This is a genomic window from Lentzea sp. NBC_00516 (assembly GCF_036346835.1).
Lineage (GTDB): Bacteria > Actinomycetota > Actinomycetes > Mycobacteriales > Pseudonocardiaceae > Lentzea > Lentzea sokolovensis.
The window spans coordinates 2,080,044-2,098,779 of record NZ_CP107840.1 but is presented as its reverse complement, the minus strand read 5'-3'; the positions used below and the strand labels follow the sequence as shown (position 1 = coordinate 2,098,779).

11 protein-coding genes are annotated in these 18,736 nt (G+C 64.4%); 7 read left to right on the top strand and 4 right to left on the bottom strand.

The annotated features are described in order from the left end of the window. Nucleotides 1–49 precede the first annotated feature (49 nt). Nucleotides 50–1,087: a zinc-dependent alcohol dehydrogenase family protein gene (locus OG205_RS09440; protein WP_319973870.1), complete on the bottom strand. Its 1,038-nt coding sequence runs from the start codon at nt 1,085–1,087 to the stop codon at nt 50–52. Nucleotides 1,088–1,275: 188 nt separating this feature from the next. Here OG205_RS09440 and OG205_RS09435 point away from each other — a divergent pair, with 188 nt between their 5' ends. Genes OG205_RS09435 through OG205_RS09420 form a run of 4 tightly spaced genes read left to right on the top strand, consistent with a single transcriptional unit; the run spans nt 1,276 to nt 5,790 of the window. After that, on the top strand, nt 1,276–2,649 hold the full coding sequence (locus OG205_RS09435) for an amino acid permease (RefSeq protein WP_319973869.1): 1,374 nt from the start codon (nt 1,276–1,278) through the stop codon (nt 2,647–2,649). Next, complete coding sequence (locus tag OG205_RS09430) at nt 2,646–3,890, top strand: arginine deiminase (RefSeq protein WP_319973868.1); 1,245 nt, start codon at nt 2,646–2,648, stop codon at nt 3,888–3,890. Before OG205_RS09435 ends, OG205_RS09430 begins: the two co-directional genes overlap by 4 nt. A gap of 11 nt (nt 3,891–3,901) precedes the next feature. Further along, nucleotides 3,902–4,894, top strand: coding sequence for an ornithine carbamoyltransferase (gene argF, locus OG205_RS09425; RefSeq protein ID WP_319973867.1), 993 nt, complete (start codon nt 3,902–3,904; stop codon nt 4,892–4,894). Continuing rightward, a complete protein-coding gene (locus tag OG205_RS09420; RefSeq protein ID WP_330275865.1) occupies nt 4,894–5,790 on the top strand; it encodes a carbamate kinase in 897 nt (298 codons plus the stop codon). Before argF ends, OG205_RS09420 begins: the two co-directional genes overlap by 1 nt. A 336-nt stretch (nt 5,791–6,126) precedes the next feature. Here OG205_RS09420 and OG205_RS09415 read toward each other — a convergent pair whose 3' ends face one another. After that, nucleotides 6,127–6,399: a hypothetical protein gene (locus OG205_RS09415; RefSeq protein ID WP_319973865.1), complete on the bottom strand. Its 273-nt coding sequence runs from the start codon at nt 6,397–6,399 to the stop codon at nt 6,127–6,129. Between the two features lie 1,163 nt (nt 6,400–7,562). Here OG205_RS09415 and OG205_RS09410 point away from each other — a divergent pair. From OG205_RS09410 to OG205_RS09400, 3 genes are read left to right on the top strand one after another with little or no spacing between them, the layout of a single operon-like run. Then, nucleotides 7,563–9,668 carry a hypothetical protein gene (locus tag OG205_RS09410; protein ID WP_330275864.1) on the top strand — a complete coding sequence of 702 codons (2,106 nt, stop codon included), beginning with the start codon at nt 7,563–7,565 and terminating at the stop codon, nt 9,666–9,668. Then, complete coding sequence (locus OG205_RS09405) at nt 9,658–10,578, top strand: hypothetical protein (RefSeq protein ID WP_330275863.1); 921 nt, start codon at nt 9,658–9,660, stop codon at nt 10,576–10,578. Before OG205_RS09410 ends, OG205_RS09405 begins: the two co-directional genes overlap by 11 nt. A gap of 18 nt (nt 10,579–10,596) precedes the next feature. Then, nucleotides 10,597–16,086, top strand: coding sequence for a DEAD/DEAH box helicase (locus OG205_RS09400; RefSeq protein ID WP_330275862.1), 5,490 nt, complete (start codon nt 10,597–10,599; stop codon nt 16,084–16,086). Nucleotides 16,087–16,811: 725 nt separating this feature from the next. On the opposite strand, the gene OG205_RS09395 is transcribed toward OG205_RS09400, so the two are convergent. Both OG205_RS09395 and OG205_RS09390 read right to left on the bottom strand, forming a co-directional pair. Continuing rightward, a complete protein-coding gene (locus OG205_RS09395) occupies nt 16,812–17,867 on the bottom strand; it encodes a UDP-glucuronic acid decarboxylase family protein (RefSeq protein ID WP_330275861.1) in 1,056 nt (351 codons plus the stop codon). A 352-nt stretch (nt 17,868–18,219) separates the two neighbouring features. Then, nucleotides 18,220–18,732 (bottom strand): sulfotransferase, encoded by a 513-nt coding sequence (locus OG205_RS09390; RefSeq protein WP_330275860.1) that lies wholly within the window; start codon nt 18,730–18,732, stop codon nt 18,220–18,222. Nucleotides 18,733–18,736: the final 4 nt, after the last annotated feature.

Sequence of the window (18,736 nt, the reverse complement as noted above, 5' to 3'; positions counted from 1 at the left end):
CACGCGAAAGCCGCCGGGGGATCCACCCCGGCGGCTTTCGCGTGTCCGGTCAGGCCTGCAGGACGACCTTCAACGCCCCGCTGTCACCCGCGTTCTCGAACACCTCGTACGCCTGCTTCATCTCGCCGAGCGCGAACCTGTGCGTGATGAACCGCTCGCCGTCGATCCGGCCGGCCGCGACCATCCGCAGCAGTGTCGGCGTGGAGACCGTGTCGACCAAGCCCGTGGTGATGGTGACGTTGCGGATCCACAGGTCCTCCAGGTGCAACGTCACGGGCTTGCCGTGCACGCCGACGTTCGCCACGTGCCCGCCCGGCCGCACCAGCTTCGTGCACAGTTCGAACGTCGCCGGCACCCCGACCGCCTCGATCGCGACATCGGCGCCGAGCCCGTTCGTGAGCTCCCGCACCACCCGCTCGGCTTCCTCGGCACTCGCCACCGTGACGTCGGCGCCGAACTGCTTCGCGGCGTCGAGCCGCGACTGCGCGAGATCCACCGCGACGATGTGACTGGGGCTGTAGAGCTGCGCGGTCAGGATCGCCGCCAGCCCGATCGGCCCGGCGCCGACGATGACCACGGTGTCCGCGGGCTTGACCTGCCCGTTGAGCACACCGACCTCGTACGCAGTGGGCAGGATGTCCGCGAGCACCACCGCGGCGGTGTCGCTGACCTCGGCGGGCAGCAGGTGCGTCGAGGTGTCGGCGAAAGGCACCCGCACGTACTCGGCCTGCACCCCGTCGACCGTGTGCCCGAGAATCCAGCCACCCCCGCCGAGGCACTGCCCGTAGCTGCCGGTGCGGCAGTACTGGCAACGCCCGCACGTGGTGATGCACGAGATCAGCACTCGGTCGCCGGCCTTCAGTCCGGTGACCGACGCACCGACCTCCTCGACAACGCCGACCGCTTCGTGACCGAGGATCCGCCCAGGCTCGACCTCGGGCACATCGCCTTTGAGGATGTGCAGATCGGTGCCGCAGATCGTGACCGCGGTGACGCGCACGATCGCGTCCGTCGGCTCGTTGACCTCGGGCTTGGGCACTTCTTCCCACGCGCGTCGACCAGGACCGTGGTACACCAGCGCCTTCATCGGGCCTCCTCTGTCGAGTCGTCCGTTCCAGGCTGCTCTGCGCGCTGGCCAGCGCGCAGAGACCGGGGTCCCGCACGACTGGGGACCTAGTGCCCGGTGCTCGCGAGACCTGGGGAGGTGGGGGATCTTCTTCGCCTGGCGCAGGCTTCTCAGTGCTGAACAGTCCACATCGGAGTGAGGAGTGCGCCGTGAGCACAGAGACCGCCGGACCGGAGGCCACCGCGCCTCCAGGACCGGGCAGCGACCAGCCGCGACCGTCCAGATTCGGCCTGCCCACCGCGACCGCGCTGGTGGTCGGATCCGTGATCGGCACCGGAGTGTTCGGTCTGCCCACGGCACTCGCGGCGTTCGGCCCGATCAGCCTCGTCGCGTTCGTGCTCGTCAGCATCGGGGCGCTGGCACTCGCGCTGACGTTCGGCGCGCTGTCGAAACGCATCAGCGGTTCCGGCGGCCCTTACGTCTACGCGCGCGACGCGTTCGGCGACTTCGCCGGCTTCCTCAACGCCTGGTGCTACTGGATCACCGCCTGGGCGGGAAACGCGGCGATCGTCGTCGCGCTGGTCGGATACGTCGAAGTGTTCGTCAACACCGACCACGAGGTGGTCTGGTCGATCGCGATCGCCTTGGCGGGCCTCTGGATTCCGGCACTCATCAACCTGTCCGGCCTGCGGAACATGGCCGTCACGCAGATCCTCTCCGTCGTGCTGAAGATCGTTCCGTTGCTGTTCATGGCGACCGTCGGCCTGGTCTTCGTGAAGTCCGCGAACTTCGGTCCATTCAACGCGAGCGGCACCTCGGTGTGGGGCGCCATCTCGGCCGCCGGCGCGATCGCGTTGTTCAGCTACATCGGCATCGAGACCGCCTCGGTCGCCGCCGGCCGGGTGCGTGATCCCGAGCGCAACGTCAGCCGCGCCACGGTGTTCGGCACGATCGGCTGCGCGGTCGTCTACATCCTCGGCACGCTCACCGTCTTCGGCACCGTGCCGAACGCGGCGCTGCGCGACACCAAGGCCCCGTTCACCGACGCCGCCAACGCCATCTTCGGCGGCCAGTGGGCCGGGCAGACCATCGCGATCGCCGCCGTCGTCTCCGGCCTCGGCTGCCTCATCGGCTGGACCCTCATCATCGGCGAGATGCCGATGGCCGCCGCGAAGGACAACCTGTTCCCCAAAGCGTTCCTGCGCACCCGCCGCGACATCCCGAGCTTCGGCATCATCAGTTCCACCGTGCTCGCCTCAGCCCTGGTGATCGTCAGCTACACCAACTTCGAGCAGGTCTTCACCACGCTCGTGCTGCTGTCGGTGTTCACCGCCGTCGTCCCGTACCTGTTCAGCGCCGCCGCACAGCTGTACTGGCTGCTGGTCCGCGGCCGCCGCGCCGAATGGCCGCACCTCGTGCGTGACTGCACGGTCTCGGTTCTGGCCCTGGTGTTCGCGTTCTGGGCGCTGGCCGGCAGTGGCTACCAGGCCGTGTACTACGGCGTCATCTGCCTGCTGCTGGGCGTGCCGCTCTACATCTGGCTCAAGGTCAGCCGTGACGAGTACGGCGAGGTGAGGTTGTGAACCTCGGCGTCGGATCGGAGGTCGGCACGCTCCGGCAGGTGATCGTGCATCGCCCAGGTCTCGAGCTGAGCAGGCTCACCCCGCGCAACTGCGACGAGCTGCTGTTCGACGACGTGCTGTGGGCCGCCAAGGCTCAGGAAGAACACGACGTCTTCGCCTCGGTGCTGCGCGGCCGCGGGATCGCCGTGCACCACACCGGCACGCTGCTCGCCGAGACACTGGCCCTGCCGGAAGCACGGGCTTTCGTCCTGGACCGCGTCTGCACGCCGGAGTTGCTCGGACCCACGCTGGCCGTGCCCGTCCGCGAGTTCGCGGAGAAGGTTGACGCCCCGCAACTCGCCGAACTGCTCGTCGGCGGTGTCACGCGCGCTGACCTGTCGCCGCTCAGCGTGCCGAGCCTGCGCTGGAACAGCCTCGGCCTGGACGACTTCGTCCTGCCACCGCTGCCCAACACGCTCTTCCCGCGCGACAGCTCCGCGTGGATCTACGGCGGTGTCACGATCAACCCGATGGCGAAGGCCGCCCGCCGCCGCGAATCCCTGCACTGCCAGGCCATCTACCGCTTCCACCCGCTGTTCGCCAACGCCACGTTCCCGATCTACTACGGCGCCGACGACGCCAACCACCAGCCCGCCACGTTGGAAGGCGGCGACATCCTCGTCCTGGGCCGCGGCACCGTGCTGATCGGCATGGGGGAGCGGACCACCCCGATGGGCGTGGAAATCCTGGCCCGCGAACTGTTCCGCACGGGCCAGGCGAGTTCCGTGATCGCCGTGCAGTTGCCCCGCTCGCACGCGCTCATGCACCTCGACACCGTCATGACGATGCTCGACCTGGACACGTTCATCCGCTATCCCGGCCTCGATCCCGAGTCCCTCAGAACGTGGGTCATCACCCCTGCCGACGCGGAAGAGGTCATCGAGCGCAGCTCGGCCGGCCTGCGCGTGCAGGAGCGGACTTCGCTGTTCGCCACGATCGCCGACCTGCTCGGCGTCGACCAGCTGCGCGTGCTGTGCGCGGACGAAGATGCCCGCGCTGCCGAACGTGAACAGTGGGACGACGCCAACAACTTCCTCGCACTCGCACCCGGCGTCGTCGTCGGCTACGAACGCAACACCGTCACCAACACCATGCTCGCCGACCACGGCATCGAGGTCATCTCCATCCCCGGCAACGAACTCGGCCGCGGCCGAGGCGGCGCCCGCTGCATGACCTGCCCGATCCAGCGCGACGGAATCTGAAAGGACATCTGATGCGCCACCCCGGCTCGTTGCTCAAGGAACTCGACCTCACCAAGGAGAAGTTCCTCGACCTCGTCTCCCATGCCCGCGGACTGAAGCGCGCCAAGGCATCCCACACCGAGCACCCGCTGCTGACGGGCAAGAACATCGCCCTCGTCTTCGAGAAGAGCTCGACCCGCACCCGCTGCGCGTTCGAAGTCGCCGCCCACGACCAGGGCGCCCACGTCACCTACCTCGACCCGACCGGCTCCCACATGGGCCGCGAGGAGTCCGTCTCGGACACCGCCAAAGTGCTGGGCCGCATGTTCGACGCCATCGAGTTCCGCGGTTTCGCCCAGGACACCGTCGAAACGCTCGCGGAGCATGCCGGCGTGCCCGTGTGGAACGGCCTGACCGACTCCTGGCATCCCACCCAGATGCTCGCCGACATCCTCACCATGACCGAGAACTTCGACGGCCAGATCGAGGACATCAGCTTCGCGTTCGTCGGCGACGGCCACAACAACGTCGCCCGCTCCCTGCTCATCACCGGCGCCCTGCTCGGCATGGACGTTCGCATCGCCGCCCCCTCCACGTTGCAGCCGCCCGCCGGCGTGATCGCCAAGGCCCAGGAACTGGCCGCGACGAGCGGCGCCCGCGTGCTCGTCACCGGCGACCCCGAACAGGCCGTGGCCGGCGTCGACTTCATCTACACCGACGTCTGGGTCAGCATGGGCGACTCACCCGAAGCCTGGGACGACCGCGTGCCTCTGCTGACGCCCTACCGCGTCACCGCCGAGCTGATGAAGGCCACCGGCAAGCCCACCACGAAGTTCCTGCACTGCCTGCCGTCCATCCACGACCGCACCACGATCGTTGGCCGCCGGGTCCACGACCAGTACGGCCTCGACGGCGCCGAAGTCACCGACGAGGTGTTCTCGTCTCCCGCTTCGGTCGTCTTCGACCAGGCCGAGAACCGCCTCCACACCATCAAGGCGGTCATCGTCGCCGGACTGGCCTCCTGATGCGCATCGTCGTCGCACTCGGAGGCAACGCCCTGCTCATGCGCGGCGAACACGCTGACGCCTCCGTCCAGCTCCACCACGTCGAAGCAGCGGCGCGAGCACTCGCGCCGCTGGCCGCCGAACACGAACTCGTGGTGTGCCACGGCAACGGCCCCCAGATCGGCCTACTCGCACTCGAAAGCGAAGCAGACCCGTCGTTGAGCCGCCCGTACCCGCTCGACACCCTCGGCGCCGAAACTCAGGGCATGATCGGCTACTGGCTTGCCCAGTCCCTGCGCAACGCCGGCGTGCGCAAACCGGTGCTCGCCGTCGTGACGCAGACGGTGGTCGATGCCTCCGACCCGGCGTTCGCCGCGCCGACCAAGTTCATCGGCCCGATCTACGACCGCGTCCAGGCCGCCCGGCTGTCCGAGCAGAACGGCTGGACCGTCGCGGCAGACGGCTCCCACTGGCGCCGCGTCGTGCCCTCGCCGGAGCCGCTCCGGCTGGTCGAACAGGACTCCATCGAGCAGCTCGTGAGGGGCGGGACCATCGTGGTCTGTGCTGGAGGGGGAGGAGCACCCGTGGTCGACGACGGTCGGCTGCACGGTGTCGAGGCGGTCGTCGACAAGGATCTCACCTCGGCCGAGCTCGCGATCGCGCTGAACGCCGACCGCCTGCTCCTGCTGACCGACGTACCCGCTGTGATGACCGACTTCGGCATGCCTGACGCCGTGCCGCTGCGGCGCTTGGAGTTGGCGGAGCTGGAGGAGCTGACGTTCCCCGCCGGATCGATGGGACCGAAGATAGAGGCCTGTCGCCGGTTCGTGAAGGCAACAGGGGCGGTGGCAGCCATCGGCGCACTCACAGAGGCGGGGGCGATCCTGGAGGGCTCAGCAGGCACGACGGTTTGCTGACTACTTCTCAGACCTAGCTATCACCGCTGGATGCGGCGTGCGGCCGTCATGAAGTATCGCCCGAACGGATGAACCAACCGTAATCCGTTAACGCGTTCGGAGGTGCCCTCGACGGATGTAGCACATCGTCCTAGCCGGCCGGCGGAGGTAGCCATGCGACTGAACCGAGATCAAGGAGCTGCTGACCGAGAGCTACCGCGAGCTCGCCCCGGCGAAGCTCGCGCGCCTCCTCCCGTGAGCAGCGGTCGAAGTCTCCCAGCTGCCAGGCACACCCTCGCCGCCGCAGCACCCTTGCGAGCCCGACTTCAACCCCTTGAGACTGAACGGATCGAACGCCTAGCGGTACTCAGCGGGACCGTCTCGGTGGAGTCCTTCATGAGTACCGGCATGCCGCTTGACCTGTGCGGACGTAATTTTCGGCACGCGCAGGGCGTCTGCCGGCAGCCGGAGGTAGCCCTCCTTGGTGAGCTTGAAGACGCCATGTGGGTCGGCGGTCACGACCAGGAGGCCGTCGTGTTCGCGGATGCTCAGACGGGTGGCTGCGTCCCACGCCAGTGCGGCCGTGATGTGACGGTCCGCGACTCGGCCGCGGTGGTCGACGGCGGCCATCCGGTACAGAACGTTCGTCTGCCGGGCCGGTCGTGACGCCGGGACGACGATAAGCGGGAGCGGCTGGCCAATGGCACGGGCTGACGCGCCCGGTGCATTCCCTGGTGCGGTGTCAGGGACGATGGGGCGGATGTACGAAAGCGTCATCGAACGCCACCCGCAGGTAGCACCGAAACGCAAAACAGGTGCTCAAGTGGACTTGAGCACCTGCCACGTAGACGTCGCAAATTTGCGACATTTTCGTGTCCGAGGACGAAGTCGCACACTATTCACCCACCTAACCCTTCCTGGCCCTGGGTAGGCCACCTGGCCCGTTCTGTGCAGGAGGCCCGTCCCGCGGTGATCACGCGGGACGGGCCTCCTGCGTTGTGCTTCTCGGCCGCGAGCTGCAGATATACGCGTCTTAAGGCGTGGGACAGCTCGATCCATACACGTCCCGGCGTGGAGTCGCGCGTCTTGGAGGCGGATGGACGAGGCGCGTTGCGGGACAGCTGACTCTGTTTGAGGGCTCGTTGGCGAACATGGCGGGCGTGCTCTGCTGGCAACACGAGACCGGACACTGCCCTACGGCTGCGCCGTTAGGGGATGCTGAGCCACCGGCGAGATCACCACACAGCTGAAGGACTTGGCAGTGTTGTGTGCCAACTGCCACCGCATGATCCACCGTGGCACTGACTGGCTCACTCCGTCCGAACTGCGCGACATCGTTCAAGCGCGGCGGGCAGTCACGTCGTAATGGGTGAACGGCAGGAAGCTGGTGGCCTCGCAGTAGGTGGGGTGCCGTTGCGGCAGCCGCTGCGGAGGTCACCTGTGGCATGGAGAGTGCGCGTTGTAACGCGCGAACAGTGATCGCCGAAAGTCAGCGCAAGAGGCTCGTAAGTGAATCCACACGCTCAATCGTGCACCGCGCATGGACGGGGGTTCGGTGTGCAGTTTGTGAGGTCGTGACTACAGACAGCGACCGTCAATCGTATTGCGTTGGATGAGTGTGCACACCCGTTCGGCGGTGGCGTTCGGAAGGTGTTAGCGCATACCACAGCGGTCACGAGCTGTTCTTACGGACAGCCGAGCCGCCGGCGCTGCAGCCGTGTCGGTCGGCTATCGGAGATTTTGAGCGCCGTGGCGGTAGCACGCGGAATTGGGCATGGGGAGGTCATCGCGAGGTGCTGTCGCTGGAGACGCCCGGCATCGGGGCACGAGTGAAGACGGCGGATTACGGGTTTTGGCAGCAGCTGCTCGCCGAGACGTTCCTTAGCCGCCCGATGGTGCCTGTTGTCTTATTCATCGATGACGACGAGCTTGCACGTATCGCGCCGGCCGAGCTGCATCCAGCCGCCTCGCTCGCCGCTGCCGTCGGTGAGCTGCTATTTCTCAGCGGTGGACGTAACACCTTCGGCCGTGTGCGCCATATGCAGAAGGTCTGGCAACAGGGTGATCAGACGCTGCCGCCGCCCACGCTTCCAGTTTTGGCGTTGAGTGTTCTTGCCGCGTCTCGGATGCACCGCGACTCCGAAGTAGCTGCGAACAACTTCTATACCCGCCTGGCTCAGGCCCTTGTCCCGCATGCTGATCAAGAGGTGACGGCGAACGTCCGGGCTGCGCTGAGAGAGGCAGGCGCGTTCGCCGATGTGGCCGACATGTGGCGGGTGCTCGACCGCTGGCTGAAGAGTCTCGGTGGTGCCCGCGGCGTCTCGACTATCCGCGATCACCCAGGCTTGACCCGCATTGGCTACCCGCTCTCGCAGGCGGTGCTGAGAAGTTCTGATCGTGCCCGGCTGACCAGGTTCTTCGCGAAGCTCGACGTGAGGACCGTTGGCGTACCTAGTGCCAGCGTTCTTCTGTCCTACCTGAAAATGTGGATGTCAGCACCACGTGGTCTCAGTCCGGCCTTCCAGCAGCTGGTCAGCGATCCGCTGCAAGTGGAACTGGTGGGTCAGCTGCTCGTCGGCCTCGCAGAAGACTGGGATGGGCGTGTCATCACCGCGGATGGTCTGCGCCGCCTGGACATGAAGGTTGCCCTAGACGTCAAACGCCAGCGGGTCAGTTGGGTGATCACGGCAGCAGACGGCGTAGACGAGGATGTGTTGCGGGGTGAGATCGCAGCCGAGCAGTGTGAAGTGGCGATCTTCCGGGACCCTTACAGCTCTCTGTACGCGCTGGACCGGGACCTGCCGGCAACTACTCAGGACCTGACGCGAGGGCTCCGCTTGGTGGGGCAGCAGTGTTCAGCGCGGTTCTCGCCTGCGGATGTCGTTGTCTTTGCTGAAGATCCTGACGCGGGTTGCTGGCTTTCCTGCCCTTCGATCAACCCACACGAGGAACACCTGATCGCTGCACGGGACGACGTCGTTGCCGCATTGGAGCGCGTGTTCGTTGAAGCTGCGGAACCTGGTTGGCGGCGTGTCGGCCGGGTAGGCGCAAGTCAGCTGTTGCCGGGCTGGAAGCTGTACAGGTCCGTGGTGTTCGCGGACGCGGGACGCCTAGATGCCGCGCTGAGCCGGACGCCAGTGCTGCGGATGAGCCCGGTGCGTCCAGACCTGGTCGTCCGGCCGCAGCTCACGAACGGATTGCGGCTAGCACGTCACGTCACGCGCTTTGCCTATCTAAGCGGCGGCGAACCCGACCTGCTTCTTCCTTCCGGGCAACAGGCCCGCACGGTGGAGGCCGCGCTCGACGGCGTGGCGCAGCAACCATCGTTCGTCGCGTCGGGCTTCCCGATTTCCTTGCGGCGCATAGGCCCGCTGACCGCAGGTAGACACGAGCTGCGTGTCGACGGAGAAGTACTGGTCTTCCACGTGATCGACGCAGAGCCCAGGGGCGGTGGACTCAATCGGGGCGAGCTCGGCTGGAACAGCAATGCCTTCCTTTGTGACGACGAGGATCGCGTCGAAATCTGCGGAGCCGACGTTCACGGACCTCCTGACAACGAGCCCGTACTCGCTCGCCGAGGTCAAGATGAGACCTGGCTGTTGCGCGAGGACGGCATCTGTTCGCAGATAGAAGAGCCAGAGCCTGCTGAGGTGCTGGCGCGGGTCTGCGGAGTCACGCCCTACTACTTCGAGGTGACCGCCACTCCGTCAGCGGCGTGGCTCGCGCAGCGACGTGGCAACGCCTGGCAGGTTCGGTTGCTGCAGCCGAACCTGCCCGCTTTCGGATACTTAGATGCCGTGTCCGCGTCGCTGTGGGCTCGTATATCTGGCCATGGACAGTCCACAGAACCGTTGTGGGCCAAGTATCTGCAGCAGTGGGAGCGTCACTGTGGACGCTGAGTTGATGTTGCGCTGGATGAGCGAAACAGGCGCGGGCAGCATCCGCGACCTCGGCGACAAGCTGCGGTGGCTGGCACGCACGTCGGATCTGAGCTTCCACTCGTTTGCTGGCGAGCAATGGCTGCGTGACGCGTCCATGCTGGCGCATGCCGAGGTGCGGTGGGACGCGGACCGTTGGGCCATCGCACCAACCGTGATCACCAGGCTTCCCGCTGCTGACGGCTCGGCAGTCGTGGTCGGCGCGAGACCAGCGAGTCTGCGTGAGAGGTTGGAGGACAGCAACGTCTCATTCCTTGCCTTCGCGGCTGAGCGCGTAGCTGACCATCTGCCCTCGCCGGAGACGTGGATCATCCAGTTCGACGATGTCGCGACGCTGCAGAAGATCGCGGAGGAGGCCGGAGCCGTATACGGAGGCTGTGCCGCCGTGCGGCTGTCCAACCGCCTGCCCGCGCTTGCGCTGGGCAGTCCCGCTGCGCCGCCGTCGGCGGTCGCAGCGGACCTGGACCAGCTGCAGCCGAACGGCCAATTTAGCTCTGTGGAACCGAATCCGACCCGTGACGGCCTGTACCGCATGCGCGTGAACAACCGGCGGGTACATCTGTACCGACGCGACGGCGACTGGTACCACTGCGATCGCTCGACGGGTATCTACTCGTATCTCGCACGGCGCGGAACGTCTGTGCTCCGGTGGCGTCGTGACAAAGGTCGCGGACGCGAGACAACCGGCACTCTCTTCGTGGACCGGAGAGCCCCTCTGCCCGTTTTGCACGCGCGAGCCGCCACGTTGTGCAGCGGATTTACGCCTCGGCTCAACCAGGCCGCGCAGACCTTCAGCTACGGCAACGTACCTCGCACAGTGGCAGGTCAGATTGCAGCATCGCTAAGCCAGAACCTCGAAGAGGTTAGATGAACGGGAAGCGAGCAGCGAGTGAGCTCTCCGCACGATGAACCTCAGCGCCACCTTGGCGCGCTGGCAACCTTCCAGCGCCTTCGGGATGCGTACTTGAGGTACTATGACACGCCCTTCGGGCTCGCCGACCGCCGACTGGAAAAGGAGCGGCGCGACCTGCTGAACCGCGATGGGGGCATCTACCGCCTTCCGCTGCTCGAACTACGGCAGGAGTACGTGACCGCGCAGCGGTCACTCGCAGAATCCGCCGTAGCCGCCGGAGCGCCACCCGAGCTCGCAGACTTCGCGAACGCAGGCCTCATCCCAGTGGGGCGCCCGCTCTATCAGCATCAGGAAGAGGCCCTCACCGCAGGCCTGACGCGTGGTCAGAACATGGTGATCACCGCCGGCACGGGGTCGGGCAAGACGGAGTCGTTCCTTCTGCCCCTGCTGGCGACGCTCTTGGAAGAGTCCAAGCAGTGGCAGGGCGGGCTGGCCGAACCCGCGAAGCCCTGGTGGCGCTCGGACACGACACCGTTCACCGAGCAGCGCAGCGGCGAAACCGGGCGTTCCGCAGCCGTTCGCGGCTTGATCCTCTATCCGATGAACGCGTTGGTCGACGACCAGCTCACCAGGTTGCGCAAAGCGCTCGACAGCGACACCGCGAGACAGTGGCTGGACGCGAACCGCCGCGGCCACCGGTTCTACTTCGGCCGCTACACCGGCGCGACGCCAGTGACCGGCAGTCCGGCCAACTCACTCGCAGTGAAAGACCTGCGTACCTACCTGCGCGAAACCGAAAAGCGTGGCATACAAGCGCGCGCGGAGTCCCGCGAGTCGGGGCGCGAGGAGATCCAGTACTTCGTGCCGCGCCTCGACGGCGCTGAAATGCGCTCGCGGTGGGACATGTCGGCAGCACCGCCCGACATCCTCATCACCAACTACTCAATGCTCAACGTCATGCTGCTGCGCGAGCGTGACGGGCACTTCTTCGAATCGACGCGCAAGTGGCTCGACGAGAGCGTGGACAACCGGTTCACGCTCGTCGTGGACGAGCTCCACATGTACCGCGGTACCGCTGGAACTGAAGTCGCCTACTTGATCCGCACGCTGAAGAGCCGCCTGGGACTAGACCAGCGGCCCGGACAGCTGCGTGTGCTGGCGGCGAGCGCCTCGTTGGATCCACATCGCGACAGGGCATACCTGCAGGAGTTCTTCGGCGTGGATGCCAGCACCTTCCGATTCATTGCTGGCGACACGGTGAGGCCCGCCGATGGGGCCGGCGGGACACCGGCGGACGCGGTGAAGATCGCAGCCGCGGCGCCCGGTCACGCCGCGCCGCTGGCACGCGAGCTCGGCGTTGTCGATGCCCTGCGCCGTGCGTTCTACGACCCGGCTGGCGAAACCGGTACGACCGCGGTCGCCAAACCTGCAGCGGCCCTGGCCAGGCGGCTGTTTCCCGACGGCCAGACGGACATCGCCGAGTCAGCTCTAGAGCGGATGCTCGACGAACTTGCACGAAACTCGGAACCTGGCGACCCGCGATTGCGAGCACATCTGTTCTTCCGCAACGTGCCTGGCATGTGGGCATGCACCGACTCGCGCTGCCCCGACGTACCTGGAGGTGCTTACCCAGATCGCACTGTAGGCAAGCTCTACCCCGAACCAGTCTCGCGCTGCAGCTGCAGTGCGAGAGTGCTCGAGCTGTTGTACTGCCAGAACTGCGGCGACGTATTGCTAGGCGGGTTTGCGCCCTCAGGAGCCACACAACGCTCCAGCGTGGACACCATGCTCTTGGCCGACATCCCCGAGCTGTCCAAACTGCCAGACCAGGTCAAGCTCGACCGCACCGCTGCGAACTACCTCGTCTACTGGCCTCGTGCCGCGGCCACACTGGCCCAGCTTGACGACATCAAGTGGACCGCCGACAAGAACGCAGTGAGCTACGCGTTCCGCCGCAGTGTCCTCGACCCGCACAAGGGTGAACTGCGCAACGATCCGGACGGGTTCACCGGCTGGAGTTTCCACGTTACCGCCAGCCGGAATAAGGCCGGCAGCGCCCGGATCAACCCGGAGGCGCTCAGCCCGTATCCCACCCGTTGTCCCTCGTGCGGAGACGATTGGGAGATCAAGTACGGTCCCGGGCCGCTCCCACTGACTGATCGGAGGCGCCAGCGCTCGCCCATCCGTGGGATGCGCACCGGTTTCGAAAAGATCAATCAGGTGCTCACGACTGAACTGGCTGCCGACCTCGTCGAGGACGAGCGCAAGGTCATCGTGTTCACCGACAGTCGCCAGGATGCAGCGAAGCTCTCAGCTGGCCTGGGACTGCGCCACTATCAGGACCTGCTGCGGCTGCTCCTCTACACACAGCTGCGCCAAGGCGCCACTTCCGCTGAAGATGTGGCCCTGGCGCGCGAACATGTTGTCAACGGCGTTCGCAGCGAAGCCTCGTTCCTGGCGTTGCGCCGCTTGCGTGAACGCGACAACGCTGCCTTCAACGCTCTGCGTGATGTCTGGGAGGGGGCACCAGGCACCACTCTGGAGCAGGAACGATCACTCGCCGCGCAGATGGCACGGCCGCTCACGCTCGCGGAGTTGTCCGGCGCCCTAGCCGGTGACCTGTTGTCGATGGGAATCAACCCCGGTGGTCCCCAAGCCAGCTTGCAAAAACGGGGGTGGGGCGCCACCTTAGTGCGGTGGACCAGTTTGTACGACTGGGAATCGAAGCCGCCGAGGCCTCGAGGAAACCTGAGTTCTGAGCAAGACGCCCTGCTGTCCTCGATTCAGGATTCCTTACAGACAGAGATGCTCCAAGGTCTGTTCTCGGGAAGCGGCAGGGACTTCGAGTCACTTGGACTGGGATGGTTGTCCGTCGACGACGACCAGGACCCTGCAGACTCGTCTCCAGACACGCCAACTGCATACACCAGAGCTGCGTTGCGAGTCCTGGCTGACCAGCGGCGCTTCAACGGGTTACGCGACGGAAGGCCCGAACCCACCACCAGGCTGCGTGACCTGTGGAAAGAGATCGAACACCGCGGCGGGCCAGCTATGGACGACATGCGCGACATGGTCATCGCCAGGTGGGGCGATGCAGTGCGCGACTACGTCATCGATCCCCGCAAGGTGACGCTGCGAGCAGCAACTGGACAAGCTTGGACGTGCACCTCTTGCCAGCGGCAACATCTCAACGTCGGGTGCGGCAGATGCACAAAATGTCATGCCCCTTTGCCGACAGAACCTTCCGCGTCGCAGACCGAAGACGACTACTACGCGTGGAAGGCCATCAGCGGGGACGGGCGCTTCAGGCTCAACTGCGCTGAGCTCACGGGACAGACCGATCGCATCGACGCACAGTCGCGGCAGTCACGATTCCAAGGGGTCTTTCTCGAACGGGACGAGTACGAGCTGCCCGATGCGGTTGACCTCCTCTCGGTCACCACCACGATGGAGGCAGGTGTTGATATCGGAGCGTTGTCGGCGGTGGTGCTAGGCAACATGCCCCCTACGAGGTTCAACTACCAGCAACGTGTCGGACGCGCTGGACGCCGGGACACACCGGTAGCCGTCGCACTGACCGTGTGTCGTGGCCGCAGTCATGACGAGTACTACTTCGACCGCCCGGAAGCGATCACGAACGAGCCGACGCCCAAGCCGTACCTGACGCTGGACCGGAACGAGATCTACACCCGGTCACTGCGCAGTGAGGTGCTGCGTCTTGCCATGGCGGACATCTCTGCCGACATCATCGGAAACGGTGAGGCGCTGGACTTCACGACGAATGTCCACGGCCAGTTCGGGCTGGTGTCCGATTGGCCCAGACTGCGTGTTGAGCTGGACAACTGGCTACGCAACAACATCGAGGTTGTGGAGCGTGCGGCAGCAGCGCTGGCAGGACACACCCCGTTCGCCGGCAGCTCTGCAGAAGTAGCACGCGCGTGTAGCGAGCGCCTTGTATCGGTCATCGATGAGGCTGTGGACGCGCCAGCTGGGCATCATGAACTGAGCCAGCGGCTCGCCGGCCACGGAGTGCTGCCGATGTTCGGATTCCCGTCCAGCGTCCGCTACCTGCATTTGCAACGCCCGAAGAAGGCGTACCCATGGCCACCGCCTGGCGTGATCGACCGTGACCTGGCCATGGCTGTGGGACAGTTCGCGCCCCCGAGCGAAGTCGTTCGCGACGGCGAAGTCCATCCAGTAGTCGGCATAACCGCATTCAAGCCCATACGCCCCACCCCGAAGCCGGAAGCCGAGCCACTGGGACCGCAGCGGCAGATCAGCGTCTGCCGCTCCTGTTCCTACCTCACGGAGGCGCCACCCAGCGCTGACGACCTGGTGGACGCGGCTGATTGCCCGCAATGCGGCGCACCACCCGGCACCTATAGCACGATGCCGCTGAGGGAGCCGCTCGGATTCCGCGCGGGCAAGGCTCGTGACTTCGACGGCAACTTCTCATGGTCGCCCAAGTCCATCTCGTCGCGCGCGCACACTAACCTCGCTGCCCTCACTCAGGTTCAGCAGAAGGCCGCGGTCGTCTACTCCGGACCTGGCCGCCGATTCGTGATCAATGACAACAGCGGCCAGCTGTTCGCCCTTAGCGCTGTCTCAGACGACAAGTTCGACTGGGGCGGGTACGTCTCGCTCGACGCGATCGAGAAGGGCCTGCTGCACCCGAACGCCGCTGGTGGCGATCCTTTCCACGTCGCCCTCGGCGCAGTGCAACCAACAGACTTCCTGTTCCTCGGGCCACAGCGTTCAACCTCGGACCACGGGATGAGGCTTGACCTGTCGGTCGGTCGGCGACAGCCTTCAGGCGCGCGAGACTTGGCCGACGGACGGCGTGGAGCGTGGTACTCCCTAGCGTTCTTGCTGCGAACCACGGCGGCAGCCCTCCTAGACGTGGAGCCGCGGGAGCTGAACGCCGGAATCTACGCTGGGAACATCAATGGCACGCCAGTCCCGTTCGCGTTCATCGCGGACACCCTGGAGAACGGCGCCGGCTTCAGCAGCCACCTTGGCAGCGAAGCGGTGCTACCCGATCTCCTGAGCCGCATCGACGTCTACCTGGAAGAACTGTCTGGGGCTGTCCACGCCACGGAGTGTGATTCTTCGTGCTACAGGTGTCTCCGCGACTACGGCAACATGGCCTACCATGCACTGCTCGACTGGAGGCTGGCGTCTGACCTGTTCGGCGTACTCATGGGCCGAGGTCTGCGCATTCGAGTCGCCGAGGAGTCCAAGGCGCTAGAACGATGGGCGAAGGCGTACAGCGCAACGATGCTCGAGGGCACGCCGGCAGCAGCGGCCCTGTACGACGATCCCTACGTTGGTAAGTGTGTGGTGATTGCTCGCCACCCGTTCGAAGCATCCGATCGCGGCCTCGTGGCGCCACGCCTTGCTGACACCCTTGCGGTTGCGAAGGCTCGGCATGCCGAGGCTGTGATCGTCTTCATCGACACGTTCACCCTTGATCGGGATCCTGGGCGAGTAGCCGAGATGTGCGAGGAGACAGTCAACACTCATTGACGGAAATGCTTTCAATGCAGACTCTCAGAATTGACGAGCAGAATCCTGATTGCCTATAGGAAAGAGGTCGACTGTTCGTCGGCCTCTTTCCTATGTCTTTCTCGATTTCCGAGGGCGAAGCCGCACACTATTCACCCACATAGCCCTTCCTTGCCTTGAGTAGTAGTCCTACCTGTCTCATTCCGGGCGTGAGGCCCGCCCTGCAGCCGTCACGCGGGATGGCTCCTAAGGCCGGGCACTCAGTTCACGTAGTAGGAATCCATGACCGGGATGCGGGACGGGCACCAACCAGGCCGTCCCGCAGTACTGTTAGACCTGCTGCGCACGTGCAGTTTTATTATCTACGAGGACGGAAAAAGTTCGCGCGCCAGCTCGATTATGTCCAGCGAATAACTCTGCGCGAACAAATACTCCGTTCGTAAACTAGGCGACAGTACCTTGCCGCTCTCGACCGCGCGCAAGCCCATGCGTGATACAAGCTGTGCACGCCGAGTCCGCTTGACTTGGCGGACCGCTCGCGCGCTTTGCTACGCACGAGGAGGAGTCGGCAAACGAAGATGATCTCAGCCGCCCTTCATTGGATTCTCGACAAATCTTAATGGCAATCAAGTCATCCGTTCCAGAACATCGGATGATCGTCATCGGAATAACGTGTGCGCCAACTGCGCTCTCGGTGCTGGAAGAGTCTCAGCAGAGGTGGACGCGGAGATCGCCATCTATCGCGACTACGGCTTCCAGGTGGGCGTGGCTGGTCCGCTGGACGGGCGCTGAGAAGCGTGAATATCGCCATTTCTTCCATTGCGACATTCGGCTATGTCTAGACGGCGGAACCAGTCAATTGTCCTATTTAGTCCATCGTTTAAGTTGACTATTGGCGTCCATCCTAGAAGTTCGCTGGCCAAAGATATGTCGGGCCGTCGGATCGCGGGGTCGTCGACCGGCCTTGAGATGAATCTGATGGTGGATTCGGAACTTGCAATAGTTCGGATCCTATTTGCGAGCTCAAGAATTGAAAGTTCCTCAGGATTTCCAAGGTTGACCGGCCCGCTTATGTCGGCGTCCACCATTCGGGTTACCGCGTTCACAAGATCATCGACGTAGCAGGCTGATCGTGTTTGGCTACCGTCTCCAGTTACAGTCAGTGGGCGCCCCTTCAAGGCTTGCCAGATGAATGTCGGAATAGCTCTGCCGTCGTTTACGCTCATCCCGGGTCCATATGTGTTAAAAATGCGAACGATGCCCGTGTTGACCTGGTAGGTGCGACGGTAGGCCATCGTTAGCGCTTCCGCGTATCGTTTTGCTTCATCGTATACGCTGCGGGGTCCGATTGGGTTGACGTTGCCCCAGTATTCTTCGTTTTGAGGATGAATTTGTGGGTCACCGTAGACCTCGGAGGTCGACGCGAGAATATATCGAGCCGTCTTTTCTCTTGCGAGGTCAAGTGTGTGCTGCGTGCCAATGGCGCCAGCCCTGAGTGTTTGAATAGGCAGGCGGAGATAGTCGATCGGTGACGCCGGCGAAGCAAAATTTAGAACCACGTCAACATCGTGAGAGATTTCGACTGAATCAGTAATGTCGCAACGCAACGTAGTGAACGGCCCTAGTTCGGTCAGGTGTGTGACGTTCTCCGGATTGCCGGTTAGGTAGTTGTCAACGCAAATCACCTCGAGGCCGTCCAGTAGCATACGCTCGCACAGGTGCGAGCCGAGGAAACCTGCGCCCCCGACTATTACTACGCGTTTACGTCTCAAAATATGCTCCTCGCTAGTCCTATATTCCATAGGTTGCACTTCTTAAGGACTGTATCGGACGGGTTGCAGGAACGACCTAAGAGATTAGGGATATGGTGGTACTCGGTGAGGTTTGGGTGAGTTGAAAGCTGGATGCTAGGCCTCGATCCCGTACCGGCCGTGATGCGGCCTGTGACGGCCGGGTAGGGCAGATATCTGGAAATCCGCCGGCGTGCAGAACTATCAGTCGCTCGCAGCCGTATGACAACTCGCGCGCTGTGGCAGAAGCCGGCAATCGGCCCGCAGACACCCATGTGTGATCGCTGTGTCGACCGAAAGCGAGCTTCCCGGCAGACTGTGGTGTGCACCTTCGGAGCATTGCCGCGCGTGCGCTTCCACGCTATTACCAGGGCTGCTCGACCCCAGGTGGTCGTGTGTTGGGGTCCCCCCATTGGGTTCTCTGTAGCTGATCGATGAGTTCGTCGTAGCCGACGATCACGTCAGACGGAGAGCGGGTCTCCTGACGCCGCAAGACCGATGCAAACTCGGAGTGTGGCGGCACTTCGAGAAACCGGCATATGCCAGTCAAGGTGTCCGCACTGCGATCGCATAGATCCTCGTAGGTCACCTCGTGGATGCGGCTGGAAAAAGCCACGCGAACATCGGCGATGAACGTTGTTACGGCGCTGAAGTAGCGGAGGCACTCGTCCAGTTCAAGGCGCACGACAGGTGCAGGTTGTGGTTCGCTGACGGTCATAACGACTTGCCACACACCTGTCGTTTCGGCCTGGCGCTTGGACCGCAGCGAGTGGAGCATCTTGGGCCGACGAAGGAGAACGATCTTCAAGTCGGGAATGCTTACGAGGTGTTCCCAAAGGCCTGGGTTGGCGAGAAACTGTTCGTCAAGGATCTTCACGCCG